The organism is Rathayibacter sp. KR2-224 (genome assembly GCF_049446075.1).
In the GTDB taxonomy this organism is placed as follows: Bacteria; Actinomycetota; Actinomycetes; order Actinomycetales; family Microbacteriaceae; genus Humibacter.
The window spans coordinates 43,209-63,962 of record NZ_JBMSEB010000003.1; the positions used below are offsets into that span (position 1 = coordinate 43,209).

Below are 20,754 nucleotides of genomic sequence, written 5' to 3' on the forward strand. Positions count from 1 at the left end.
ACTGTGCCGGCCGGCGTTGCTGTCCGATCGGCGGCGCCGTTCGGGTCGGTGCCGTCAGCGAGTGGTGCCGGCCACCTTGGGAAGTGCTCCGCCTGCGGCCGCGTTGCGGTCCGGTCTGAAGTTGGTGAGGTCGAGGCCCTCGATCTCGTGCACGAGGTCGAGGTCGGACTCGATCTGCGCCGCCTCGAAGTCCTCTGGGCCCACGAGCGGGAGCCGAACGCGAGGGCTCTCGATGCGGCCAAGGCCGTGCAGCACGTACTTTGCGGCCACGGTGCCCGGCACGTGAGTCATGACGGCGCGTACGAGCGGCTCGAGCTTCTTGTGCTGTGCCGTTGCGGCCGCGAGATCACCGCGGTTCACGGCATCCACAATCTGCCGGTACGGGCGGGATGCGATGTTCGCGGTGACGCCGATGAGCCCCGTGGCACCGATGGCCAGATGCGGAAGTACGTTCTCGTCAGAGCCCGAGAAGTACATCAGGTCGGTGTTGTTGAGAACGCGGGAGACCTCTGCGAAGTCACCCTTGGCATCCTTGATGGCCACGATGTTGGGATGCTTGGCGGCGCGCAGGATGGTGTCGTACTTGATCGGCACGCCCGTGCGGCCGGGAATGTCGTACAAGATCACGGGTAGGTCCGTCGCATCGGCGATCAGCCGGAAGTGCGTGAGGATGCCGGCTTGGGTCGGCTTGTTGTAGTACGGAGTCACGATCATGACGCCATCGGCGCCGGCCTTCTCGCTCGCCCTGTAGAGCTGGATTGCGTGTGCCGTCTCGTTCGATCCGCCGCCTTGGATGATCTTGGCGCGGCCCGCCGCGACGTCGAGTCCGACCTCGACCAGTCGCAGCTTCTCGCTGTCGGTCAGAGTGGAGGTCTCCCCCGTCGTGCCCGAGATGACGATCCCATCTGCTCCGTCGGCGATGACGTCATCGAGGTGCTTCTCCACGCCGGCCCAGTCGACTTCACCGTCAGCGGTGAACGGCGTCACGAGCGCGACGAGGACCTGGCCGAAGGGATTCTCTATGGACACCGGATCAGGCTATCGCGGGTTCGCTGCCAAACGCCTCGGTGCGGGCGTCCCTCCTGTTCCCATGGCGGGCGTCATGATGCGTCATACACCTCGCACCGACGACGCGGCCACGTAACGTTGCGTCGACATGAACCCCATCGTCGCCCTCGTCGTCATTGCCGGGCTCGTCGTCGTTGCGACGCTGCTCGGCGCTCTGTGGCGGGTGCGAACGGGGCGCATCCGCCAGGCATCCGGCCCTCGGGTGACGCCGGAGGCGCTCGGCCCTGGCATCACGCTGGGCAGCGATGCGACCATCGTGCAGTTCTCGACCGAGTACTGCGGCCCCTGCCGCGTCGCCGAGCGGCTGCTTACCACGGTCGCCGACTCACGTCCGGGGGTCGATTACATCGACGTCGACCTCGGGCGACGACCGCACCTGGCGAGTGAGTTCGGCGTGGTCCAGACGCCGACCGTTCTGCTGTTGGATGCCGCGGGCGGCATCCGTTCTCGCATCGGCGGCGTGCCGCGCGCGGCCGAGGTGGCCCAGCGGCTCGACCAGATCGTGAAGGAGAACAATGTCGTCAGGTGATCAGACCGGCAAACAGGACGCGCAGAGACAAGGCGTCGACCCGCGCGGCCCGCGCTTCGGCGCCGGCATCACGGCGGTGCTACTGCTCGTGACGCTGTTCCTCGGGCTGGTCGGGGCCACGCCCGCCGCGACCGTGCTGCTCGCACTGATCGCGCTCCTCTTTCTCTGGGGAGCGGTCGGCGGGATCTCGCGCCACCCGTGGGGCCTCGTGTATCGCGCTCTCGTGCGGCCACGCCTGGCGCCGCCGACCGAGCTGGAAGATCCGACCCCGCCGACATTCGCCCAGGGCGTCGGTCTTGTGATCACGACGCTCGGTGTGCTGCTGCAGTTGCTAGGCGTGCCATACGCCGTCGTCATCGCCGCTGCACTCGCCTTCGTGGCCGCATTCCTCAACTCGGCGTTCGGGTACTGCCTCGGATGCCAGCTCTACCTGCTGCTCGTGCGCGCCGGTATCGCCCGCCGAGGCCAGCCTCAGGCCTGACCGAACCAGCTGGGCCGTCCTGGCGGCGCGACGTGCCGTCGGCCGCCCCGGAGGGCCCTTTCCGTCGCCTCGCGCCCCACCTACGCTGGTGAGAAATCCAAACGTCACGCACAGAAGGGGCGATCATGGCGATCACCAGCGAAGCAACGACGGTCTGGCGGGGGGAGCTCGCGAGCGGATCGGGCGAGGTGAACCTCGACTCGTCGAACGCGGCTCATTTCGACGTGAACTGGCGAGCCCGTTCGGAGGGCGAACGCGGCGTGACGAATCCCGAGGAGCTCATCGGTGCAGCGCACTCGGCGTGCTTCGCAATGGCGTTCTCCAACATCCTGGGCGGCAACGGCACGCCGCCGCAGAGCATCCAGGTGACCGCAGCCGTGACGTTCGATCCCGCCAACGGCATCACGGGCAGTCACCTGCTCGTGAATGCATCGGTGCAGGGACTCGATGAGCAGGACTTCCAGCGGCTGGCCGACGAGGCCAAGCGCACCTGCCCTGTCTCGCGAGCGCTGGCAGGCATCCCGATCACGATGGAAGCCGAACTGAGCTGAAGGCCGTGCCGGTCTCACGTCTCGTGATGGCCTGATCCCGTTGCGCCTGGGCCTCTCGCGCGGTCGCAGTCCCGGTCAGGATCGATGCAGCCGTATCGCCTCACGCATCGCCTGCCTGGCCCGCCTGCGGTCGCCCGAGGCGTCGTACGCAAGCCCGAGCCGGAACCACGCGCGCCAGCTCTGCGGCTGCGCCTCGACCTCCGCCTTGTACGCCGGGAACTCCTCGTCCGCGGCGTCGCGGAGCGGGCGACCGCTCGCTCTGTGCGGCAGATCGTCGACCGGTAGACCACCCTCGGTGTCGAGGATGCGCACGAGCCGTTGCGTCTGCACACCGAACCACAGCTCGCGCAGCAGGGTCCATGCAGCGATCGCCGACAGCACGAACAGTGCGACCGCCATCGCGACGCCCACGCCCGAACCGCTGCCGATCAGGATCACGCCGTAACGTACGACGAGCACGAGGTAGAGCACGAGGAGCGCGGCCATGACGATGGCCGCGACGCGACCCCTCACAGGCCGAGCAGCCGGTCGAGGCCCACCGTGAGCCCCCGTGCTGCAGGAGCGGATCGCAGCGCGTGCAGGATGCCTGCCGCATATGCCGTGTGGTCGGTCGTATCGTGCGTGATCGTGAGCGTCTCCCCCGGGCCGCCTAGCACGACGCTCTGCTTGGCCACCACGCCCTCCATGCGCAGACTGTGCACGGGGACGCTCGCCACCTGCTGTCCTCGCGCCCGCTGGTCGGTGTGAGGTGCGACGACGGGGCCTCGCTCGTCCCGCGCCTCCGCGATCAGCTCGGCGGTGCGCACGGCCGTGCCGGACGGCGAATCGATCTTCGACGACGAGTGCGCCTCGATGATCTCGATCGAGTCGAAGTATCTGGCGGCCGAAGCGGCGAATGCCGTGCCGAGTGCCGACCCGAGCGAGAAGTTCGGAATGACGATGACGCCCAGGTCGGGCAAATCGCGCAGGCGCGCCGCGAGTGGTGCGAGCCGTGCCGCCGACCAGCCGGAGGTGCCCACGACGACGTTGCGACCGGCATCCAACGCGTAGTCGACGATCGACGGGCTCACGGCGGGAAGCGTGACATCGAGCACGACATCAGACGGCTGCGACTCGGTACCCAGCATCTCGGCGAGCTCGCTCTTGGAACCGAGGGCCGCGACAAGGTCGAGATCCGGAGCCTTCTCGATGAGGTCGACGGCGACGCTGCCGAGCTTTCCGGTCGCGCCGACGACGGCCACACGAATGGTCATGCGGTTCACGATATCAATGGCGCACCGTGCCGCCGATTCGACGGATCTCGCACGCGCGACCACGCCTATGCTGTCGTCGATGCTCACCTTCACCAGCACGCGAACGGACGATCCCACTGCGGCAGACCTGCTCGCGAAGTACTTCGCCGACCGGTCGGAATCGTTTCCGGACGCACATCGCGGTTACACGGTGAAGATGCCACGGCCGGAGGACTTCGTGCCGCCTGCCGGCGACTTCGTGGTCGTGACTCTCGACGGCGAACCATGCGGGTGCGGAGGGGTGCGCAGAATCGACGACGCCATCGAATCGGGAGAGCCGCTTGCCCGATTCGAGGTCAAACACATCTGGCTTGCGCCCTGGACTCGTGGACAGGGAGCGGGACGACGGCTGCTTGACGAGCTCGAGCGGCGCGCCATCGAACTCGGCGCGAGGCGACTCGTGCTGGACACGCACGAGAGCCTCGAGGCCGCCGGGCACCTGTACCGCACCTCCGGGTACACCTCGGTCGCGCCGTACAACGACAACCCGAATGCGACGCACTGGTACGCAAAGGACGTGGGAAGCGGTCCCGACCCGGCGGCGTGAACCGACTCTGCGAGCCGCCCATGCTCTCGCTTAGCGGGCTGCCTGCGCGCCGTCAGACCGGCTGCAGTTCGGGCATTCCGGTGCGGAGCTCGACCGGGAGGTGCCCAAGATCGTTGTGCACGACGAGCACAGGAGGCTTGGCGGAGCGCACCCGGATGATGGTGAGCCCGCAGTTCGCCTGGTTGAGACCCAGCCACCGCCAGTCGGGAGCGTCGAACACGTGCCGCACGAACCATCCGATCACGAAATTATGCGTGATGAGGAGGTCGTGCCGATCACCGCGAGCCGGCGTGAGGAACTCGCTGACGGCATCGGCCATCTGGGCACTGCCGGCCTCGATCTCCGCCTCGGTGATGCCGCCGTAGAAAGACTCGAAAGCCTTGGGCATGTCGGGCGTCGGCCCGGAAGGGATGCAATCGAACAGCAGGCTCGACGGCTCGGGCTGCAGCGCGGGCATGCGCTCGGCCATGATCTTCGCCGTCTCCTCGGCCCGACGCAGCGGCGAGTGGTAAGCGGAGGTGAAGGGCACGCCGCCCAAACGCTCGGCAATGAGCGTGGCCTGGCGCTTGCCCCGGGCGGAGAGCGGGCCGTCGGGCATGCCGTGTTCGGCATCCTGCTGCTCGCCGTGGCGCACGAGGTAGAGGTAGTGAGGCAAAACCGGAGTTCCTTCGAATAGGGGTGAATCAGATCAGGCCGGAGAAGACGTCGTCGTCGACGCCTCCGACGGCCGCGATGGTCAGTGGGTTGGAGGCCAGTGCTGCGGCGAGTTCGCGCACGTCGTCGGCAGTCACCAGGGCGAGCCGCCGCAGCGTCTCGTCCAGATCCACGAACTCGCCCGTGCTCAGCTCAGAGCGTCCAAGGCGCGTCATGCGAGTGTCCGAGTCCTCGAGGGCAAGCGCGGAGCCGCCGGAGAGCTGGCCGACCGCGCGTCGCAGTTCCTCGGAGGTGATGCCGTCCGACGCGAGACCGCGGAGCTCCTCGAGCATGATGCCGGCGACCGAGTTCGCGTTGCGCGGAGCGCACGCTGCATACATTCCGAACACTCCCGTGTCGGAGTAACCGGCCGCAAAGGAGTACACCGAGTAGGCGAGCCCGCGCTTCTCGCGCACCTCCTGAAAGAGCCGACTCGACATGCCGCCGCCAAGCACGGAGTTGAGCACGCCCATGGTGATGCGCGCATCGTCTGTGGCACGCAGCCCCTGCGACCCGATCACCAGGTGCGTCTGCTCGATCGGCCGCCTGAGTGTGACGATGGGTGCGGCTCGGTGAAGCTCGGCCAGACGCGTGTTACGCCGTTCGACCGGAGAAGCGCTCTCTGCCATGGGCCATCCGCCCTCCGCCAGGGCTCGCTCGACGTCCGCTACGAGCGCAGCGTGCTCGACCGCACCTGCGGCGGCGATCACGAGGTCCTGCGGACGGTAATTGGCGCGGTAGTGCTGCCACACGGCATCCCGAGCGGCCGCCTTGATGGCATCCGGACTGCCTCCGATGGGCCTTGCGATCGGATGCTCGCCGAGAACCGCGCAGAAGAAGCGCTCGTTGACGGCATCGGCCGGGTCGTCCTCCGCCATCGCCAGTTCTTCCAGGATCACGCCGCGCTCGTTCTCGAAGTCCGTCGGGTCGAGCACCGACGACGTGACCATATCGGCCAGCACCTGAACGGCCATGGTCAGGTCTCTGTCCTGCACCTTCGCGTAGTAGCAGGTCTGCTCCTTCGCGGTGAGCGCGTTGTGCTCGCCGCCCACGGCATCGAACGAGATGGCGATGTCGAAGGCGGTACGGCTCGTCGTGCCCTTGAAGAGCAGGTGTTCGAGGAAGTGCGTCGACCCGAAGGTGGCCACGTGTCCGTCGCCCGGGGCCGAACCGGTCTCGTCGCGGGAACCGACGCCGAACCAGAACCCGATTGTCGCGCTGCGAACGCCCGGCACCCGCTCGGTGAGCACACGCACGCCGGAGGGCAGCACAGTGCGTGAGACGAGTGCGTCGCCTGAGGCTGCGAACGAGAGATCGGCACGGTCGAGGGGAAGGTCAACGGCGCCGTTCATCCCCTCCAGACTAGCCGCGATTGGCTGGTCGGCGGACGCATTCGAGTCCGCATTAGTGAGGACAAACAGCCTTGTCTACCCACGTATACTTGCAAGCGATCTCCGACGTGGAATTCGTCGTGAAGCAGCTGATACCCCCCGAGCTGAGGACCAACGGATGCCCGACAAGACCGCCACGACTCCACGCCCGCCGGCGCCTTCCAAGGTGAAAATCCTCGCAACGGCCGACCGGCTCTTCTACGACGAGGGCGTGCACACGGTCGGCGTCGACCGCATCATCGCCCAGTCTCACGTCACCAAGGCCACGTTCTACAAGCACTACCGCTCCAAAGACGTGCTCATCGCCGCGTACGTGGCGACACGGGCCGATCGGGCACGAAACGACGTTGATTCGGACCGCGAGACACTCAAGGATGCCTCGGCGGTGCTTCGAAGCATGATCGAACGTTTCGCAGTCGAATCGCGTCGCAACGGCTACCGAGGTTGTCCGTTCATCAACGCCGCTACGTCGCAGCTGGATGCCGCGGGTCCCGTCACTCCCGCCGTCGTCGCCTGGCGCAGCTGGTTGCGCTCGACCCTGGTGGAGTTGCTGACCGAGGCCGGATCTCCGGCTCCCGAAGCCGCTGCCGACGATCTGCTCCTCGCCAGAGACGGCGCCTTCGGCGGCACTCCGATCTCGGATTCGCAGGCGACCGAGTCGTCTCTGCACCGAGCCCTCGACCGGCTGATTCCGTAAGACCGATCGGTCTGCGAGATCGAGCAACGGCTTCCGCCGCCGTTTCGGCCTTTCGCTATTCGGAGACGCGATCCAGGTCGAGCATGTCGGTGCGACTGAGGCTCACACTGCACGCGACCATGAGGTCGTCGACCTCGGCGGCCGACGCCACGTTCACCACGGGCGCCACCACGCCCCGTTTCGCGAGAAGCCATGCGATCGCGATCGTCGCCATGCTGAGGCCGCGCTCGGTTGCCACTCGCTCGAGCACCTGCAGCACGCGGTTCCCGCGGCGACCGAAGTATGCGCCGACGCCTGCAACGCGCGCGGCGGCATCCATGCGGGAGCGCGAACGGTAGGCGCCGGCCAGATAGCCGTGACCGAGTGCTTGGACGGGGAGCACGCCAAGCGACTGTGCGGCCGAGACGATGCGCAGGTCGCCCTCGAACGCGCCACGGTTCATCAGGTTGTACGGCACCTCGATCGCTGCAACCTTAGGGAGTCCGAGAGAGGAGAGCACCCTGGCCTCCATCAGGCTCTCTGCCGGGAATCCGGAGAACGCGACGAAACGCACCTTTCCGGTGTCGATCAGCCACTCGACGGTGGCGAGGGTGTCGGAGAGCTGAGTGCCGCCATCCGGCCCCTCGAGCGTCAAGATGTCCACGCGATCGGTCGCCAGCCGGCGAAGAGCCGACTCCACCGAACGGATGAGATTGACCTGCCCGAGCCCCGGGCTCTCCTCGCCCGACCCAACGCGCAGGTCGAGAACGAGGTTCTCTCGCACGTCGCGGCGATGCATCCATCCGCCGACGATTGCATTCGCGAGGCCACGGGAGTGGGCGTCGGAGGTGACGATGAGGTTGCCGCCGAGCTTCATGTATCGATCGAGCACGGCCTGGGCTGCTTCGACGTCGTCCGCACGCGCGAGCGCGGCCGTGCCGAGGGCAAGCGGATACACGGCGAGTTCCGTCTCGCCCAGTCGTCGAGGAGCGATGATGGACAGCGGCGCGGTCGCCACGCCCTCGTACTCGACCGGAGCAACCGACGCGTCGACCTCGGGCACATCACCCGTGGCCGCGCGGTTCGCGTGCTCGCTTGCGCGCACGGGATACCGCTGCGTCATGACCCCTCCAGCTCTCCGAGCCCCCCACGAGCCCGTGCGACGTGACATGCACGTACCACACATCTACTGTCAGCGAGCGTAATTGACCGCCGGGCCGCGACTCGCTCGAAACGATTGAACCGTTACCAAATCTTTGGGAAAAACTTCGTCTCAGGCCGCCTGGACGCCCGCCCGGCCCTACTTCGGGGCACGAATGAGTCGACTTGCGAGGGACCGACCGCGCAACCGACACGGCCGCTGCTCGCGCTCGCCGTTGGCTGCACTCGCTGGGCCCAGACGCGAAGCGCCCGCCACCGCTTCGAGCAGTGACGGGCGCTTCGTGGTTAAAGGATCAGGCGTCGACGGCCTCGGTCGAGCCTTCGGCCGGCTCGGTCGGACCCTCCGAGTGGGCGTCGCGCCCATCGGTGTCTGCCGCGTCGGCGATCACCGGCTGCAGCGAGAGCTTGCCGCGGTCGTCGACCTTGGTGATCTCCACCAGGATCTTCTGCCCGACGGAGAGCACGTCTTCGACGTTCTCCACGCGCTTGCCACCCGCGAGCTTGCGCACCTCTGAGATGTGCAGCAGACCATCGCGACCGGGCAGGAGCGACACGAACGCACCGAACGTCGCGATCTTCACGACCGTGCCGAGGAACTGGTCGCCGACCTCCGGGTTGGTGGGATTGGCGATGGCGTTCACCTGGGCGCGAGCAGCCTCGGCGCTCGGGCCGTCGACCGCACCGATGTAGACCGTGCCGTCCTCCTCGATGGAGATGTCGGCGCCGGTCTCGTCCTGAATGGCGTTGATCGTCTTGCCCTTCGGGCCGATCAGCTCGCCGATCTTGTCGACCGGGATCTGCACGCTGATCACGCGCGGGGCGGTCGGCGCCATCTCGTCCGGACGGTCGATCGCCGCGTTGAGCACCGACAAGATCGTGGTGCGAGCGTCCTTGGCCTGCTGGAGCGCGCCGGCGAGCACCGACGACGGGATGCCGTCGAGCTTGGTGTCCAGCTGGATCGCGGTGACGAACTCGCTCGTTCCGGCGACCTTGAAGTCCATGTCGCCGAGGGCATCCTCGGCACCAAGGATGTCGGTCAACGCTGCGTAGCGCGTCTCGCCGTCCACGGTGTCGGAGATCAGGCCCATCGCGATGCCGGCGACCGGGGCGCGCAACGGCACACCGGCGTTCAGCAGCGACAGGGTGGAGGCGCAAACCGAACCCATGGACGTCGAGCCGTTGGACCCGAGGGCCTCGGAGACCTGACGGATGGCGTACGGGAACTCCTCGCGGCTGGGCAGCACGGGCACGAGGGCGCGCTCGGCAAGGTAGCCGTGCCCGATCTCGCGTCGCTTCGGGCTTCCGACACGACCGGTCTCACCCGTCGAGTACGGCGGGAAGTTGTAGTGGTGCAGGTAGCGCTTCTTCGTCACCGGCGACAGGGAGTCGATCTGCTGCTCCATCTTGAGCATGTTCAGCGTGGTGACACCCAGGATCTGTGTCTCACCGCGCTGGAAGATGGCGGAGCCGTGCACGCGCGGAATGACCTGCACCTCGGCGTCGAGCGGACGGATGTCGCGGAGCCCGCGACCGTCGATCCGGATGCCCTCGCGCAGCACGCGGCTGCGCATGACGACCTTCGAAACGGCCTTGTACGCCGCGGAGAACTGCTCGAGCACCTCGGCGGGCAGTGCGCCTGCCTCGACCTTCTCGGCAACGGCGATCTTCGTGCGCTCCTTCAGAGCATCGTCGGCGTTCTGGCGCTCGATCTTGTCGGCGATCTGGTACACGTTGACGAGCTCGTCGTAGGCGAGGCCGGCGACGTTGTCGTAGCTCAGCTGAGAGTAGGGCAGGAACACCGGGTAGTCGGCGATCTCCTTGGCCGACTGCTCGGCGAGCACGACCTGTGCTCCGACGAGTTGACGGATGAACGGCTTGGCAGCCTCGAGACCCTGCGCAACGATGTCCTCGCTGGGCTTGGTCGCGCCGGCCTGGATGAGGTTCCAGCTGTTCTCGGTGGCCTCGGCCTCGACCATCATGATCGCGACGTCGCCCTCGGAGCCGTCATCGTTCGTCAGCACACGGCCGGCCACGACGATGTCGAAAACTGCCTCCTCGAGCTGCGACGCCTTGGGGAACGCCACCCACTGGTCCTCGTGCGCACCGTTGCCGGGGATGAACGCCATGCGGACGCCGGCGATCGGGCCGGAGAACGGCAGACCGGAGATCTGCGTCGATGCGGATGCCGCGTTGATGGCGAGCGCGTCGTAGAACTCGTCGGGCGCGATCGAGAGCACGGTGATGACGATCTGCACCTCGTTGCGCAGGCCGTCGACGAACGACGGGCGCAACGGACGGTCGATCAGGCGGCAGACCAGGATGGCCTCCGTCGATGGGCGTCCCTCACGACGGAAGAACGAGCCGGGGATCTTGCCCGCTGCGTACGAGCGCTCTTCGACGTCCACCGTCAGCGGGAAGAAGTCGAAGTTGTCTTTCGGATGCTTGCTGGCGCTCGTCGCGCTCAGCAGCATGGTCTCCTCATCGAGGTACGCGGCGACCGACCCCTGCGCCTGCTGGGCGAGACGGCCGGTTTCGAACCGCACTGTGCGGGTGCCGAAGCGGCCGTTGTCGAGAACGGCCTCGGCGAATTTGATTTCTGGACCTTCCATTAAGGTCTCTTCTCCTTATGTTCGTAGCGCCGTCCCGTGTGGACGTGGCGCGCTCGCCGAACATGCGGGGAACAGGCGTAACCGAGCCGGGTGGCTCCGCGCCGGCCATCAGTAGAAGAGCACCACCCGCGTCCATGATGCCGACGATCGTTGCGTCGAGCGGATGCGGTTGGGATTCCACCACCGAGGACCAGCAGCCTGCCTGATCCGCAGGGCGAGTTTCATGTGGTACTTGAACCGTGACGATCTTAGCAGAGGGGGTTCTCACCGGCCCTGTGAGGGTTCGGCTCGGGCCTCGGCAGGAATCCCGGTTCGAGGTCGGCTGGCAACCGTCGACCGATCGCGCTCGCTCACCGACTCGATGCGTCGGCGAGTGCTACCACGCGGGCTGCGGCGTCGGCGAGCGCGTCTCCGTACCCACGGCCGTAGCTCGCTGCGTGTACGGCGAGCGGATGCAGCTGATGCAGCGGGATGCGATCTCGCCAGCCGGGGCGAAGCGGGTGCGCGCGGTCGTATGCGTCGATGATCTCGTCGAGGTGCGGGCATCCGAAGAGGGCGAGCATGGCGAGGTCGGTCTCACGGTGTCCACCGTGCGCGGCGGGGTCGATGAGCACGACGCCCTGAGGGGACCACAACACGTTGCCGTTCCACAGGTCGCCGTGAAGACGAGCGGGCGCGTCGTCGTCGTCGAAGGCCCCTCCGGCGATCTCGTCGCATGCCTGCCGCACGATGGATGCCTGCCCTCGGCCGATGCCGCCCGCTTCGATCGCGAGCTCGAGATACGGCAGCACCCTGTGCCTGGCGTAGAAGGCTCCCCAGGTTCGCTCGCGTGATGCCGGGAGCGGCCTCTTGCCGATGAAGAGCGGACCGTCCCAGCCGTCGGGCGGGGCGCCGAAGGCCGCAGCACCGGCGTCGTGCGTGGTGGCAAGCGCCGCACCGAATTCACGCGCGGCGTCCGCCGTCGGGCGAGCCGTGGGGATGCGCTCCAGTTCGATGCGTCCTGGCACTACGTCCATCACGCTCACGACGCGCGCGCCTCCGGCGGCCGCCAGCCACGCGAGCCCGGCAGCCTCGGCCTCGAAGAAGCGCGGCGGGGCATCCGGATTCGACTTCACGATCGTCTCTGGCATCGTCTCAACGCTACCGAGTGCCGGCTGCCGGCTGTGGGCTGCCGATCTGTGGGGGTGCCGTCAGTGGTGGGTCAGTGTCGCGCGCCTGCCTGCAGCCGCACGTGCAGCCGCTGCATCTCGACGCGCTCGCGGCGCAGTGATCGCCAGCCCGAGGAGCACGCCGACCACGGCGCCCACGGTGTTGGAGATGACATCGCGGACGTCTGACACTCGGCCGGGGATCCAGATCTGCGCCGTCTCGATGCTGAGCGTCATGAGGAACGGGATGCCCATGGCCAGCCACCACCTGCTTCTACCGAACAGCAGCAGGAAGAACAGGCCGATCGGCAGGAACATCGCGATGTTCGCCGTGAACTCGACGCCGTTGTAGGTGACCCAGTCGGTGGCGGGGTGCTCCCAGAGGATGCGCAGCACCTGCATGACGATGCCGTCTTTGCTGGCGACCTGCGGCTGGGGACCAAGTGTGATCCAGGCGACACCGACCAGATACAGCAACGTGATCGTGCTGAGGAGTGGATGCCGCCGGAACATCTCCCCAGCATCGTCGAGCAGGCTGGACGACCCCTGACGACGCGCTGTGGGCGACCGATGCGAGAGCCGTGCAGTTGCCTACCGCGGATCCGCTGGCGGTGATGCCGCCTCTGCCATGTCTGCCAGGGCGCCGAGATCGACGTCGATGGCGTACGGAGAGGCTTCACCCTTGATCGTTGCAGGGACCGAGACGAACCTGCGCTCGGCGGCCAGTGCACGGAGTCTCTCGTTGTACCTCTCGGTCGCCCGCTCGGGAAGAAAACCGACGTGGTGCACGCGTTCCGACGCGACGAGATGCACGGCAATCCGAATGCGCAGGCCGAGCCAGCGCGTCGCATCGGGCACGAGCACGGCGGAGGGCGACGTGCCGGCCCTGGCGCGCGCGCTCTCGATGGCCCCCTGATGGCGCGTCGTGCCGACCACCGGCGTCGACGGCGCTGCCGTGGTGGGGAGGGCCTTCAACTCGATGCCGCCGAGCCCGCTCAGCATGCCTGAGGCATCCGGATTCCGCGGGCCGCGCCCGAGCTGAACGACGAGCAGCGCAACCAGAATCACGGCGACGATCGCCGTGATGACCACGAGCGTCCAGTACAAGATGGGCAGCTGGCCGGGCGGTACCGATGCGGTCGCGATGAGCAGCAGGATGAGGAGCAGGTACGGGGCCGGCTCCCAGCGCCAGAGCGGCTTGCGCTGCGTACCGGTCATGCCGACAACGTTAGCGGGAGTCGGAAGGGATGCCTTCGGCGCGGCGCAGCACGGAGCGCGCCTGCGCGATGAGCGGCTCGTCGATCATCCTGCCGTCCAGCCGGAACGCGCCGCCGGAGCGCTGCGCCGCCTCCAGCACCGCCCGTGCCCTCGCCACGTCGGCGTCGGACGGGCGGTACGCATCGCGGACGACCGGCACCTGCTTGGGGTGGAGGCAGGCGGTCGCGGTGAAGCCGGAGGCAACGGCATCCGCGGCCTCCGCCGCCAGAGCATCGAGGTCGTCCAGATCGATGTGCACCGCGTCGAGAGCATCCACTCCGGCTGCCCCCGCGGCCATCAGCACGCTCGAGCGGGCGTGCTTCGCCACATCGCGATAGCTGCCGTCGGGCAGCCTGCTCGATGTGCCGCCGAGCGACACCACCAGGTCCTCGGCACCCCACATCAGTGCCACGACGGCCGGATGGCCAGCAAGCTCGGGAGCCGTCAGTACGCCGAGGGCTGTCTCGCACAGGGCGATGACCCGCACACCATCTAGCGATTCTGCCAGGGCGTCGAGCTGCTCGGTGGATTCGGTCTTGGCCAGCATGAGCGTGCGGAAACGTGTCGTGCGCAGCGCATCGAGGTCGGCGGCGAAATCGATGCTCGTTGCCGCGTTGAGCCGCACGATGGTGCGTGCGAGGCGGTCGCCTCCCGCCGGGTCGTCGGCCAGCGACCGTCCGAAGGCGACGAGTGCCTCACGCGCGGCGGGCCGCTCGTCGGGGGTCACGCCGTCCTCGAGGTCGAGGATGACGGCGTCCGCCCGTTCCAGGGCCTTGCTGAACCGCTCCGGCCGGTCAGCCGGGCAGAACAGCAGCGCGGGACCGAGACCCAGCCGACCGGTCATCGCGCCTCGCCGAGGTTGGGACTCTCCGCAGACGGGCCATGCGCGTCCGTGCCCTCTTGCGACGCGCCATGCGCGTCCGTACCCTCTTGCGACGCGCCATGCGCGTCCGCCCCCTCTTGCGACGCGCCATGCGCGTCCGAGAACCACATGAGGGCCGAACGCCTGGCGGTCGCCACGATGTCGCCGTTCTGGTTGCGCCCTGTGTGGTCGAACGTGACGATGCCCTGACCAGGTCTTGAGGCCGAGGGGCGCTTCGCGACCACAACCGACTCGCTGTACAACGTGTCGCCGTGGAACAGCGGATGCGGGAACTCGACCTTCTCGAACCCCAGATTCGCCACGATCGTTCCCTGCGTGAGCTGCGCGACGGATGCCCCGACGATGGTCGCCAGCGTGAACATCGAGTTGACGAGACGCTGCCCGAACGGTTGGGTCTCGGCCCACGCGGCATCCAGATGCAGCGATTGCGTGTTCATCGTGAGCGTCGTGAACAGCACGTTGTCGGCCTCGGTGACCGTGCGGCCCGGCCGATGCAAGTATCTGGTGCCGACCTCCAGTTCGTCGTAGTACAGGCCGCGCTGCACGACAGTGCGCTCGGGCATCCGTTCGTCCATCGTCGTCTCCGTCTTCTCGCCGGCCGGCGGCTCGACGCGGTGCTCAGGCCTGGAGGCCGAGCGACCTCGCAATGATCATGAGCTGCACCTCGGTCGTGCCCTCCCCCACCTCGAGGATCTTCGAGTCCCGGTAGTGGCGAGCGACCGCATTCTCGTTGAGGTAGCCGTAGCCGCCCATGATCTGGGATGCGTCGTGCGCGTTCGCCACTGCTGCTTCCGACCCCACCAACTTCGCGATCGACGCCTCGGTCTTGAACGGCATACCGGCTGCCATCTTGAAGGCCGCGTCGTAGTAGGCGAGACGCGCGGTCTGCGTGCGCGCCTGCATGCGGGCGAGCATGAAAGCGATGTGCTGGTTGCGACCGATCTCGCGCCCGAACACGACACGCGAACCCGCGTATTCGAGCGCCTGCTCGAGGCATCCCTGCGCCGCTCCCGTGCACAGTGCCGCGAAGGCGACCCTGCCCTCGTCGAGAACGTTGAGGAAGTTGGCGTATCCGCGGCCGCGCTCGCCCAGCATGTTCTCCTTCGGAACGCGCACCCCGCGGAACACGAGCGGATGAGTGTCCGAGGTGTGCCAGCCGACCTTGTCGTAGCCGGGAAGCACCGTGAACCCGGGCGTGCCGTTCGGCACGATGAACGACGTCAACTCCGGGGTTACGCTGCCGTCGCTGCGCCGGCGCTCGCCCGTCACGGCAGTGACGGTCACCACCGATGTGATCGGCGTTCCCGAGTTGGTGATGAACTGCTTCGTACCGTCGATGACCCACTCGTCGCCGTCTTCGCGAGCCGTGGTCTTGGTGGCTCCGGCATCCGACCCCGCATCCGCCTCGGTGAGCCCGAATCCGGCGAGCGCCCGCCCCGCCACGAGGTCGGGCAGCCAGCGCGCCCTCTGCTCGGGGGTGCCATACCTGAAAAGGGGCATGACGCCGAGACCGATGCCGGCTTCCAGGGTGACGGCGATGGACTGGTCCACTCTGGCCAGCTCCTCGACGGCGATGCACAGAGAGAGGTAGTCCCGATCCCCTCCCCCGTACTCCTTCGGGAACGGCAGTCCGAACAGACCGAGCTGCCCCATCTGGGCGATGATCGTCATCGGCAACGTGCGCTGAGTGTCGTAGTGGTAGGCCTGCGGTGCCACGACGTGGTCGGCGAACTCCCGCACGGTGCGCCGCAACTCGCGGTGCTCTTCGGTGAGTCGCGGGTCGTCTCCGAGAGTGTTCTTCGCGGCGCGCTGTGTCGTCGTCTCGATCATGGTCGTCCTTCCGTCGTGGGGAATCGCAGGCGCCGAAGCGCCGCACCTTCGCCGTCCCTTGTGGGGGCGGTCGAGTCTTCTTCTTCTGGTCCGGCCGGCGCCGGCGCCGGCGCCGGCTCTGCTGCCTCGATGACTGCCAGCTCCTGGTCGGCCGCTACCCGGTCTCCAACACGTGCTGCAAGGTGCACGACGCCTGCCAGCTGTGCGGCCAGACGATGCTCCATCTTCATGGCCTCGATCACGAGGATGCCGTCGCCCACCTCGACCACGTCACCCTCGGTGACCTCCACGCTCACGACGGTTCCGGGCATGGGCGAACGCAGCCGACCGTCGGTCGCAGCTCCGGACGAGCGAGCCTGCGCGCCTCGCTCCGTCGCCGACCGCACGAGGGGCAGAATGCGCAGGAGTGACGTCTGCCCGCCGCACGCCAGCCACAGCACGTCGCCGTCGCGTGCCACGCGCGCCGCGAGGGTGCGCCCGTCGAGTTGGGCGAGCATCCCGTCTGCCGTTCGCTCCAGCATGCGTGCGCAGACCGGTGCTCCCCCCTCGACGCTGATCGTCGCGTCGTCCGGCCCGCCTGTGACGTCCACGCGCACCGCGGCGTCGCCGTCGCCGAAGAGGTAAGGAACGCTGGCTCGCTCCCCGAGCCGCCAGCCGGTGGGACGCGACCACGGGCTGTCCCCGGCAGTGCGCCACGCGTCATCGTGCATGGCCAGCGACGCCAGTGCAAGCACGTCGCCACGGCTCTCGCCCGGCGTTGCGGAATCCGGCTCGAGCATGCGCCCGATCAGGCCGGTGTCGAGGCGCCCCGCGCGGACGTCTGCGTCGTCGACTAGCCGCCTGAGGAACGACACGTTGGTGGTCACGCCGAGGACGACCGTGTCGCGCAGCGCGTGCGACAGGCGTTCGAAAGCCTCGCCCCGATTAGTCCCCCAGGCGATGACCTTGGCGAGCATGGGGTCGTAGGAATCGGTGATGCTCAACGCGGGCAGCAGCGCGCTGTCCACGCGGATGCCGTCTCCCTCCGGCTCGTGCAGAGCAAGCACCCGCCCGGTGGCGGGCAGGAAGCCGCGCGACGGATCCTCGGCGTACACCCTCGCCTCGACGGCGTTGCCCTGCAAGCCGATGTCGCCCTGCACCATCGGCAACGGCTCCCCCGCTGCCACGCGAAGCTGCTGCTCGACGAGATCGATTCCGCGCACGCCGTCGACAGTGACGACCAGCTCGGTGACCGGATGCTCCACCTGCAGCCGGGTGTTCATCTCCATGAACGAGAACGCCGAAGGGTCGGCGCCCGACACGATGAACTCGACGGTGCCGACTCCGGTGTATCCGACGCTCCGAGCAGCCTCACACGCCGCGGCTCCGAGCCGCGCACGCAACTCGGCGTCGACCGCAGGCGATGGCGCCTCCTCGACCACCTTCTGGTGGCGTCGCTGCAGCGAGCACTCGCGTTCGCCAAGATGCACGACCGAGCCGTGGGCATCGGCGAGCACCTGGACCTCGATGTGCCTCGGGGACTCGATGAGCCGTTCGACGAACAACGCGTCGTCCCCGAAGGCCGCCTTGGCCACGCGTCTGGCGGTTGCGAGCGCATGCCGCAGCTCCGCCGCATCACGAACCTCGACCATGCCCATGCCGCCACCGCCCGCGGAGGGTTTGACGAGCACGGGCATTCCGAGGCGCTCCGCTGCGGCCGCCAGCGCATCGTCGTCGAGCGACCGGTCGTCGACACCCGGCGTCACCGGCACGCCGTGCTCGGCGACGAGACGCTTCGCGCGCACCTTGTCGCCCATCGCTTCTATGGCATCGGCAGGCGGGCCGACGAAGACGATGCCCGCCGACGCGCACACCCTTGCGAACTCGGCATTCTCGGAGAGGAACCCGTAACCGGGATGGATCGCCTGCGCGCCCGAGCGTCGCGCGGCATCGAGCACGGCGTCGATGTTCAGGTAGCTGCGTGCGACCTCAGCGGGTCCGATGCGATAGGCGACGTCTGCTTCGCGTACGTGGCGAGCATGGGCATCCGCGTCGCTGTACACGGCAACCGAACGGATGCCCATGGCCCGCAACGTGCGGATGACACGGCACGCGATCTCGCCGCGGTTGGCGACGAGCACGGTGCGGAACGGCGGCGTGCCCTTCGAAGTCCTGCGCTCTTCGGTCATGTCTGTCACATCCGGAAGATGCCGAAGCGGGGCTCGCCCGGCTCGGGAAGCGGCGCCCGGGAGACGACGTCGAGCGCGAGACCGAGAACCGTACGGGTCTCGGCCGGGTCGATGACGCCGTCGTCCCAGAGCCTCGCCGTGGAATAGTACGGACTGCCCTGCTCGTCGTAACGCCTGCGAATGGGCTCGGCGAAGGACTCCTCGTCTTCAGCGCTCCACGTCTCGCCCTTCTTCTCCATGGCGTCGCGCCGGATCGTCGAGAGCACGGATGCTGCTTGCCTTCCGCCCATGACCGACACTCGCGCGCCCGGCCACATCCAGAGGAACCGCGGCGAGTACGCCCTTCCGCACATCGAGTAGTTGCCCGCCCCGAAGGAACCGCCGATGACGACCGTGAGCTTCGGAACCCTCGTGGTGGAAACGGCGGTGACCATCTTTGCGCCGTGCTTGGCGATTCCGCCCGCCTCGGCTTCCCTTCCCACCATGAAGCCGGAGATGTTCTGCAGGAAGACGAGCGGGATGCCTCGCGCATCGCACAGCTCGATGAAGTGCGCGCCCTTGACCGCCGATTCGCTGAACAGCACGCCGTTGTTGGCCACGATGCCCACCGGATGCCCGTGCAGTCGGGCGAATCCGGTGACGAGCGTGGGCCCGTACTCGGGCTTGAATTCAGCGAAGGTGCCCGCGTCCACGAGCCTGTCGATGACCTCGTGCACGTCGTACGCGGCCTGCAGATCTACGGGAACGACGTCGAGAAGGGATGCCGGATCCTTCGCGGGCGCGCGGCTGGCGACCACCTCCCATGCCGGCTCGAGCGGCCGGGGCAGGGTCGCGACGATGTCTCGCACCGTGCGGAGGGCATCCTCGTCGTCGTCGGCGAGGTGATCCGTGACGCCGGAGATCGTGGAGTGCACCTCCCCGCCACCGAGCTCCTCCGCCGTGACCTCCTCGCCGATGGCGGCCTTCACGAGCGGCGGTCCACCGAGGAAGATCGTGCCCTGACCGCGCACGATGACGTTCTCGTCGCTCATGGCCGGAACGTAGGCGCCGCCGGCCGTGCAGGAGCCGAGCACCGCGGCGATCTGGGGAACGCCCGCGGCGGACATGCGTGCCTGGTTGAAGAAGATGCGACCGAAATGGTCCCGGTCAGGGAAGACCTCGTCCTGCATGGGCAGGTATGCGCCGCCCGAGTCGACGAGGTAGATGCACGGCAGCCGGTTCTCCAGCGCGATCTCCTGCGCACGCAGGTGCTTCTTCACCGTCATGGGAAAGTAGGTGCCGCCTTTGACCGTGGCGTCGTTGCAGACGATCATCGCGTGCCGCCCGTTCACGAGTCCGATGCCGGCGATGACGCCCGCTGCCGGGCACTCGTCGTCGTACAGGCCTGTGGCGGCGAGCGGAGCAACCTCGAGGAAAGGGCTGCCGGGATCGAGCAGCCGCTCGACGCGTTCGCGCGGCAGGAGCTTTCCGCGAGCTGTGTGCCTGGAGCGTGCGACTTCACTACCGCCCTGTGCGGCCACGGCGAGTCGCTCCCGGAGGTCGGCGACGAGGTCGCGCTGAGTGGGCGCCGATGTCGCGGTCGCGATTGACATTGCCCTGCCGCCTCCTTGCGGTTCGGTTAGTCGTCTCTAACCGAATTCAGGTTAGCGATCATTAACCGAAGTGTCTAGAGTCGAAGCATGACGAGCGGGACGAGCACGCGGCAGGTGAGCGCGCCGATCGAGCCTGCAACGCAGAGGAGCAGGGCGAAGGCGGACCGCAGGGAGGCTCTGCTCACTGCCGCGGCGCGCCTGTTCGCGGAGCGCGGTTTCGCCGGCGTCTCGATGGAAGATCTCGGCGCTGCGGCCGGAGTCAGCGGTCCCGCCGTGTACCGGCACTTCAGCAACAAGCAGGCGGTGCTTGCCGCACTGCTCATCGGTGTGAGCGAAGGGCTGCTCTCGGGAGGCCGGGCCTGCGTCGAGGATGCCGCGGACGCGCACGAGGCTCTCGTCGCGTTGGTCGCGTTCCACGTGGACTTCGCACTGTCCGAACCGGACGTCATCCGCGCGCAGGACCGCGACCTCGACAGCCTCTCGACCGCGGACGCCACCCGGGTGCGCACCCTGCAGCGCACCTACGTGGAGCTCTGGGTGGATGTGCTCGAGCAGTTGCACGACGAGGACCGCCGGTCGCTGAGGGTGCGGGCGCACGCCGTGTTCGGCCTGATCAACTCAACACCGCACTCGAGCCGCACGCACACCTCGAGCAGACCGCCCCTTGCCGCAGTTGGAGCCCTCTTGCGCGAGATGGCGCTCGCGTGCCTGCTGCCGTGAGGGGTGTGACGCTGGTTGCGTAGCGGTGATGGCCGCGCTGCGGCGGGGGTTTCGATACGCGCGCTTCGCGTGCTACTCAACCCGCGGAGGCGGTGAGCGCCCCTGGACGAGCGCAGCTGCTGTGGGATGTGCGCTCCGACATGCTCCGCCCGTCCAGG

21 protein-coding genes are annotated in these 20,754 nt (G+C 67.8%); 6 read left to right on the plus strand and 15 right to left on the minus strand.

Annotated features, from left to right (window positions below):
- Positions 1-54: 54 nt before the first annotated feature.
- The gene (gene dapA, locus ACO2Q7_RS15185; RefSeq protein ID WP_423356556.1) at positions 55-1,029 is read right to left on the minus strand and encodes a 4-hydroxy-tetrahydrodipicolinate synthase; all 975 of its coding nucleotides are present in this window, start codon (positions 1,027-1,029) and stop codon (positions 55-57) included.
- 127 nt (positions 1,030-1,156) lie between these two features.
- Here dapA and ACO2Q7_RS15190 point away from each other — a divergent pair, with 127 nt between their 5' ends.
- From ACO2Q7_RS15190 to ACO2Q7_RS15200, 3 genes are all read left to right on the plus strand, one after another.
- On the plus strand, positions 1,157-1,597 hold the full coding sequence (locus ACO2Q7_RS15190; protein WP_423356557.1) for a thioredoxin family protein: 441 nt from the start codon (positions 1,157-1,159) through the stop codon (positions 1,595-1,597).
- Complete coding sequence (locus tag ACO2Q7_RS15195; protein WP_423356558.1) at positions 1,584-2,078, plus strand: DUF4395 domain-containing protein; 495 nt, start codon at positions 1,584-1,586, stop codon at positions 2,076-2,078. Before ACO2Q7_RS15190 ends, ACO2Q7_RS15195 begins: the two co-directional genes overlap by 14 nt.
- Before the next feature lie 125 nt (positions 2,079-2,203).
- Complete coding sequence (locus ACO2Q7_RS15200; RefSeq protein ID WP_423356559.1) at positions 2,204-2,629, plus strand: OsmC family peroxiredoxin; 426 nt, start codon at positions 2,204-2,206, stop codon at positions 2,627-2,629.
- A 75-nt stretch (positions 2,630-2,704) separates the two neighbouring features.
- Here the strand turns inward: ACO2Q7_RS15200 and ACO2Q7_RS15205 are convergent, their stop codons facing one another.
- On the minus strand, positions 2,705-3,142 hold the full coding sequence (locus ACO2Q7_RS15205) for a tetratricopeptide repeat protein (RefSeq protein ID WP_423356560.1): 438 nt from the start codon (positions 3,140-3,142) through the stop codon (positions 2,705-2,707).
- Positions 3,139-3,882, minus strand: coding sequence for a 4-hydroxy-tetrahydrodipicolinate reductase (gene dapB / locus ACO2Q7_RS15210; RefSeq protein ID WP_423356561.1), 744 nt, complete (start codon positions 3,880-3,882; stop codon positions 3,139-3,141). Before dapB ends, ACO2Q7_RS15205 begins: the two co-directional genes overlap by 4 nt.
- Positions 3,883-3,961: 79 nt before the next feature.
- On the opposite strand from dapB, the gene ACO2Q7_RS15215 reads away from it, so the two are divergent.
- Entirely contained in the window at positions 3,962-4,468 is a 507-nt protein-coding gene (locus ACO2Q7_RS15215; RefSeq protein ID WP_423356562.1) for a GNAT family N-acetyltransferase, read from the plus strand.
- A gap of 52 nt (positions 4,469-4,520) precedes the next feature.
- Here the strand turns inward: ACO2Q7_RS15215 and ACO2Q7_RS15220 are convergent, their stop codons facing one another.
- Positions 4,521-5,123, minus strand: a complete 603-nt coding sequence (locus ACO2Q7_RS15220; RefSeq protein WP_423356563.1) for a histidine phosphatase family protein — start codon at positions 5,121-5,123, stop codon at positions 4,521-4,523.
- 28 nt (positions 5,124-5,151) lie between these two features.
- Positions 5,152-6,513 carry a M16 family metallopeptidase gene (locus ACO2Q7_RS15225; RefSeq protein ID WP_423356564.1) on the minus strand — a complete coding sequence of 454 codons (1,362 nt, stop codon included), beginning with the start codon at positions 6,511-6,513 and terminating at the stop codon, positions 5,152-5,154.
- Positions 6,514-6,670: 157 nt separating this feature from the next.
- Between ACO2Q7_RS15225 and ACO2Q7_RS15230 the strand changes: the two genes are divergently transcribed.
- The gene (locus ACO2Q7_RS15230; protein WP_423356565.1) at positions 6,671-7,249 is read left to right on the plus strand and encodes a TetR/AcrR family transcriptional regulator; all 579 of its coding nucleotides are present in this window, start codon (positions 6,671-6,673) and stop codon (positions 7,247-7,249) included.
- A 55-nt stretch (positions 7,250-7,304) separates the two neighbouring features.
- On the opposite strand, the gene ACO2Q7_RS15235 is transcribed toward ACO2Q7_RS15230, so the two are convergent.
- The 10 genes from ACO2Q7_RS15235 to ACO2Q7_RS15280 all read right to left on the minus strand — a co-directional run bounded on the left by ACO2Q7_RS15235 (position 7,305) and on the right by ACO2Q7_RS15280 (position 19,876).
- On the minus strand, positions 7,305-8,351 hold the full coding sequence (locus ACO2Q7_RS15235) for an aldo/keto reductase (protein ID WP_423356566.1): 1,047 nt from the start codon (positions 8,349-8,351) through the stop codon (positions 7,305-7,307).
- Positions 8,352-8,682: 331 nt separating this feature from the next.
- Positions 8,683-10,998, minus strand: coding sequence for a polyribonucleotide nucleotidyltransferase (locus ACO2Q7_RS15240; RefSeq protein ID WP_423356567.1), 2,316 nt, complete (start codon positions 10,996-10,998; stop codon positions 8,683-8,685).
- Positions 10,999-11,348: 350 nt separating this feature from the next.
- Positions 11,349-12,128, minus strand: coding sequence for a fructosamine kinase family protein (locus tag ACO2Q7_RS15245; RefSeq protein WP_423356568.1), 780 nt, complete (start codon positions 12,126-12,128; stop codon positions 11,349-11,351).
- Positions 12,129-12,188: 60 nt separating this feature from the next.
- Positions 12,189-12,659: a VanZ family protein gene (locus ACO2Q7_RS15250; protein WP_423356569.1), complete on the minus strand. Its 471-nt coding sequence runs from the start codon at positions 12,657-12,659 to the stop codon at positions 12,189-12,191.
- Positions 12,660-12,737: 78 nt separating this feature from the next.
- The gene (locus tag ACO2Q7_RS15255) at positions 12,738-13,364 is read right to left on the minus strand and encodes a hypothetical protein (RefSeq protein WP_423356570.1); all 627 of its coding nucleotides are present in this window, start codon (positions 13,362-13,364) and stop codon (positions 12,738-12,740) included.
- A 10-nt stretch (positions 13,365-13,374) separates the two neighbouring features.
- Positions 13,375-14,247: an HpcH/HpaI aldolase/citrate lyase family protein gene (locus tag ACO2Q7_RS15260; protein WP_423356571.1), complete on the minus strand. Its 873-nt coding sequence runs from the start codon at positions 14,245-14,247 to the stop codon at positions 13,375-13,377.
- On the minus strand, positions 14,244-14,861 hold the full coding sequence (locus ACO2Q7_RS15265; RefSeq protein WP_423356572.1) for a MaoC family dehydratase: 618 nt from the start codon (positions 14,859-14,861) through the stop codon (positions 14,244-14,246). The genes ACO2Q7_RS15260 and ACO2Q7_RS15265 overlap by 4 nt, the downstream gene beginning before the upstream one ends.
- Before the next feature lie 43 nt (positions 14,862-14,904).
- The gene (locus ACO2Q7_RS15270; protein WP_423356573.1) at positions 14,905-16,116 is read right to left on the minus strand and encodes an acyl-CoA dehydrogenase family protein; all 1,212 of its coding nucleotides are present in this window, start codon (positions 16,114-16,116) and stop codon (positions 14,905-14,907) included.
- Positions 16,113-18,284, minus strand: a complete 2,172-nt coding sequence (locus ACO2Q7_RS15275) for an acetyl/propionyl/methylcrotonyl-CoA carboxylase subunit alpha (RefSeq protein ID WP_423356912.1) — start codon at positions 18,282-18,284, stop codon at positions 16,113-16,115. Before ACO2Q7_RS15275 ends, ACO2Q7_RS15270 begins: the two co-directional genes overlap by 4 nt.
- A 5-nt stretch (positions 18,285-18,289) precedes the next feature.
- On the minus strand, positions 18,290-19,876 hold the full coding sequence (locus tag ACO2Q7_RS15280) for a carboxyl transferase domain-containing protein (protein ID WP_423356574.1): 1,587 nt from the start codon (positions 19,874-19,876) through the stop codon (positions 18,290-18,292).
- A gap of 87 nt (positions 19,877-19,963) precedes the next feature.
- Between ACO2Q7_RS15280 and ACO2Q7_RS15285 the strand changes: the two genes are divergently transcribed.
- Positions 19,964-20,596, plus strand: a complete 633-nt coding sequence (locus tag ACO2Q7_RS15285) for a TetR/AcrR family transcriptional regulator (RefSeq protein WP_423356575.1) — start codon at positions 19,964-19,966, stop codon at positions 20,594-20,596.
- The last annotated feature ends 158 nt before the right edge of the window (positions 20,597-20,754 follow it).

What these genes read in the sequence shown, in the direction of transcription:
- ACO2Q7_RS15260 (WP_423356571.1), bottom strand. Translation starts at nt 14,247, where the DNA reads ATGACCGGTCGGCTGGGTCTCGGTCCCGCGCTGCTGTTCTGCCCGGCT.
- ACO2Q7_RS15215 (WP_423356562.1), top strand. Translation starts at nt 3,962, where the DNA reads ATGCTCACCTTCACCAGCACGCGAACGGACGATCCCACTGCGGCAGAC.
- ACO2Q7_RS15235 (WP_423356566.1), bottom strand. Translation starts at nt 8,351, where the DNA reads ATGACGCAGCGGTATCCCGTGCGCGCAAGCGAGCACGCGAACCGCGCG.
- ACO2Q7_RS15195 (WP_423356558.1), top strand. Translation starts at nt 1,584, where the DNA reads ATGTCGTCAGGTGATCAGACCGGCAAACAGGACGCGCAGAGACAAGGC.
- ACO2Q7_RS15275 (WP_423356912.1), bottom strand. Translation starts at nt 18,284, where the DNA reads ATGACCGAAGAGCGCAGGACTTCGAAGGGCACGCCGCCGTTCCGCACC.
- ACO2Q7_RS15200 (WP_423356559.1), top strand. Translation starts at nt 2,204, where the DNA reads ATGGCGATCACCAGCGAAGCAACGACGGTCTGGCGGGGGGAGCTCGCG.
- ACO2Q7_RS15270 (WP_423356573.1), bottom strand. Translation starts at nt 16,116, where the DNA reads ATGATCGAGACGACGACACAGCGCGCCGCGAAGAACACTCTCGGAGAC.
- ACO2Q7_RS15250 (WP_423356569.1), bottom strand. Translation starts at nt 12,659, where the DNA reads ATGTTCCGGCGGCATCCACTCCTCAGCACGATCACGTTGCTGTATCTG.
- ACO2Q7_RS15225 (WP_423356564.1), bottom strand. Translation starts at nt 6,513, where the DNA reads ATGAACGGCGCCGTTGACCTTCCCCTCGACCGTGCCGATCTCTCGTTC.
- ACO2Q7_RS15230 (WP_423356565.1), top strand. Translation starts at nt 6,671, where the DNA reads ATGCCCGACAAGACCGCCACGACTCCACGCCCGCCGGCGCCTTCCAAG.
- ACO2Q7_RS15285 (WP_423356575.1), top strand. Translation starts at nt 19,964, where the DNA reads ATGACGAGCGGGACGAGCACGCGGCAGGTGAGCGCGCCGATCGAGCCT.
- ACO2Q7_RS15240 (WP_423356567.1), bottom strand. Translation starts at nt 10,998, where the DNA reads ATGGAAGGTCCAGAAATCAAATTCGCCGAGGCCGTTCTCGACAACGGC.
- dapB (WP_423356561.1), bottom strand. Translation starts at nt 3,882, where the DNA reads ATGACCATTCGTGTGGCCGTCGTCGGCGCGACCGGAAAGCTCGGCAGC.
- ACO2Q7_RS15245 (WP_423356568.1), bottom strand. Translation starts at nt 12,128, where the DNA reads ATGCCAGAGACGATCGTGAAGTCGAATCCGGATGCCCCGCCGCGCTTC.
- ACO2Q7_RS15265 (WP_423356572.1), bottom strand. Translation starts at nt 14,861, where the DNA reads ATGGACGAACGGATGCCCGAGCGCACTGTCGTGCAGCGCGGCCTGTAC.
- ACO2Q7_RS15255 (WP_423356570.1), bottom strand. Translation starts at nt 13,364, where the DNA reads ATGACCGGTACGCAGCGCAAGCCGCTCTGGCGCTGGGAGCCGGCCCCG.
- ACO2Q7_RS15190 (WP_423356557.1), top strand. Translation starts at nt 1,157, where the DNA reads ATGAACCCCATCGTCGCCCTCGTCGTCATTGCCGGGCTCGTCGTCGTT.
- ACO2Q7_RS15280 (WP_423356574.1), bottom strand. Translation starts at nt 19,876, where the DNA reads ATGTCAATCGCGACCGCGACATCGGCGCCCACTCAGCGCGACCTCGTC.